This window comes from Mycobacterium sp. TH-M116 (assembly GCF_057473685.1).
In genome coordinates, this window is sequence record NZ_JBYCLC010000049.1 from 1 (window position 1) to 3,276 (window position 3,276).

Consider the following 3,276-nt stretch of genomic DNA (forward strand, 5'->3'; position numbering starts at 1 on the left):
CGGTGTCGATCGCCTCGGCCAGTTGGCTTTCCGGCCATCCGGTGGCATCCACGACGGTCCAGCCGAAGTCGGCCCGCTCGGCGGGCACCACCAGCTGCCGCGGGATCCCCTCGATCGCCGGGAACAGCGTGCGCAGGCTCTCCTGGCGGGCCACCACGTCGGCCAGCGCCGCGCCCAGCGCGTCGGCATTCAGGCGCCCGCGAAGCCGCAACGCCACCGGCAGGTTGTACGTCGGTGAGGGGCCCTGGAACTGGTCGATGAACCACAACCGATTCTGGGCGAACGACAACGGCACCACCGCGGGGCGTTCGACCGGCGTCAGCGGCTCGCGCCGACCCCCGTCGCCGCCGATGCGGGGCGCCAGCTGGGCGATCGTGGGTGCCTCGAACAAGGCGCGCACCGCCAGGCCGGCGTCCAGCGCGGTGTTGACCGCGGCGACCAGACGCATCGCCGACAGCGAATCCCCGCCCAGCTCGAAGAACGAGTCGTCCACCCCGACCAGCCGGGGCGGCTCCACCCCGAGCACCTGGGCGAAGATGCCGGTCAGGATCTCCTCGGTGAGGGTGGTCGGGGCACGGTAGCTCGCCGTGTCCTGGTACTCCGGTGTCGGCAGCGCCCGTCTGTCGAGTTTGCCGCCGACCGTCAACGGCAGCGCGTCCAACGCCACGACGGCGGCCGGAACCATGTAGGGGGGGAGCCGCTCGGCCAGCGCCGCGCGCAACGCGGCCGGGTCCGCGGTCCCGGTGACGTACCCCACCAGGCGCTTGTCCCCGGGGCGGTCCTCGCGCGCGATGACAGCCGCCTGCTGCACCCCGTCCAGCGCCGCCAGTACGGCCTGGACCTCCCCGGGCTCGATGCGATAGCCGCGGATCTTGACCTGCTCGTCGGCGCGCCCGAGATACTGCAGTTGGTTGTCGGGGCGCCACCGCACCAGGTCACCGGTGCGATACATGCGTGTCCCGGGCCTACCGAACGGCGAGGCCACAAACCGCGATGCGGTCAAACCGGCCCGGCCCAGATACCCGACGCCCACACCACGGCCGGCCACGTACAACTCGCCCACCACACCCGGGGGCACCGGCCGCATCGACTCGTCGAGGACGAACAGCGCCGTCGTGGGCACCGGCGCGCCGATCGGCGCCACACCCGCCTGCTCCTCCTGTGTGAGAGGCGCGCTCATCGACGCGTACACCGTGGCCTCGGTGGGCCCGTAGGCGTTGATCACCACCCGCCCGGGCGCCCACCGGTCCACCACCTCGGCCGGGCAGGCCTCGCCGCCGAGCAGCAACGCCATCGACTCCAGCCCCTCCGGGGCGAGTGCGGTCACCGCCGACGGGGTTTGGGTCAGTACGTTGACCTGTTCGCGGACCAGCAGGTCGTGGAAATCGTCCGGAGAGCCGACAACACGGTCGGGCACCACCACCAGCCGTCCCCCGCCCAGCAGCGCGGCCCAGATTTCCCACACCGAGAAGTCGAACGCGTACGAGTGGCACTGCGTCCACACCTGCGGCGCGGGCAGGTGCGCGGGCGTCGACTCCGGTAGGTGGGCCAGGTTGTGGTGGGCGATCGCCACGCCCTTGGGAGTTCCGGTGGTGCCCGAGGTGTAGATGAGGTAGGCGATGTCGTCGGGGTGCGGCGACGGTAGTGCCGTGCTGGGATGGCGCGCGACGGCCGGATCGTCGATGTCGATGACCGCCAGTTCGCGCCCGTCCAGCCGATCCGCCAGCCCGACAGAGGTGACTGCGGCCATCGGGGCGGCGTCCCCGAGCAGGAAATCGACCCTCGCGTCCGGCAGTGCCGGGTCGACGGCCAGGTACGCCGCGCCGGTTTTGAGCACGGCCAGCATGGCCACGACGGCCTGAGCCGAGCGCTCCAACAGCAACGCCACCCGCGCACCCGGGCCCACGTCGTACCCGATCAGCAAGTGCGCCAACCGGTTTGCCGTTTCGTCGAGTTCCCGGTAGGTCAGCGAGGCATCCCCGTCGGTGACCGCCACCGCATCCGGGACACGGGCCACCTGCGCGGCGAACAACTCCGGTACCGACACCGCGACCGGCCCGGGCCGGGTCAGCAGCGCGCGGTTGCCCACCTCGTCCAGCCGGGCGCGCTCGGCTTCGTCGAGCACATCGATCGACGACAGCCGTCGCCGCGGGTCTGTGGTCATGGCCGCCAGCACCCGCCTGAACCGCTCGAGCAGAGTCTCGATGGTGGCCGCGTCGAAGACGTCGGTGCGGAATTCGACTCCCCCCCAGATGCCGGCGGGCTCCCCGGCCTCGTTCCAGCGTTCGGCCAGCGAGAACGACAGATCCATGCGGGCGGTCGAGGTGTCCAACGGCAGCGGGGTGACCTGCAGGTCACCCAGCGCCAAGCCGACAGCGGGTTCATCGGAGCCGGTGGCCTGCCAGTTCTGCCAGCCCAGCATCACCTGCACAAGCGGGTGATGGGTCAGACTCCGCGTCGGGTTGAGCCGATCCACCAGCACCTCGAAGGGCACGTCCTGATGTTCGTAGGCGGCCAGGCTGCGTCCTCGCACCTGGGCCAGCAAATCGGCGACGCTGGGGTCACCGGCCAGGTCGACGCGCAGCACCAAGGTGTTGACGAAAAAGCCCACCAGCTCGTCCAGCGCCGCGTCGCCGCGCCCGGCGATCGGGAATCCCACCGCCACCTCGCTGCTGGCGCTGATCTTCGACAGCAGCAGCGCCAGGGCGGCCTGCATCACCATGAAGGTGGTCGCGTTGTGCTCGCGGGCCACCCGGGCGACCTGCTGTTGCAGCTCGGCCGGCCAGTCGATCAGGACGCTGGCGCCGCGGTAGTCGGCGACGGGCGGGTAGGGCCGATCGGTGGGCAGCTGCAGGTGCTCGGGCATGCCGGCCAGGGCTTGCTCCCAGTAGGCCAGCTGCTCGGCGATGCGGCTGTCCTCGTCGCCGAGGTCGCCCAGCTGCGCGCGCTGCCAGAGCGTGTAGTCGACGTACTGGACGGCCAGCGGCTCCCAGTCGGGGGGCTTCCCCGCGGATCGGCTCGCGTAGGCCGCCCCGAGGTCGTTGACCAGCGGGGTGATCGAGGACCCGTCGGCGGCGATGTGGTGCACCACGGACACCAGCACGTGCTGGTCGTCGGCGACTCGGAAAAGCCTTGCCCGCAAGGGGATCTCGGTTGCCAGGTCGAACGGGTGACTCGCTACGGTGTCGATCGCCTCGGCCAGTTGGCTTTCCGGCCATCCGGTGGCATCCACGACGGTCCAGCCGAAGTCGGCCCGCTCGGCGGGCACCACCAGCT

Annotated in this window: 1 protein-coding gene; it reads right to left on the minus strand. The window is 71.2% G+C overall.

The window, feature by feature from the left end; all coding sequences use genetic code 11:
• Nucleotides 1-3,276: non-ribosomal peptide synthetase (locus AC2VOK_RS02225; protein WP_428899023.1), on the minus strand; the 3,276-nt coding region annotated here is incomplete at both ends.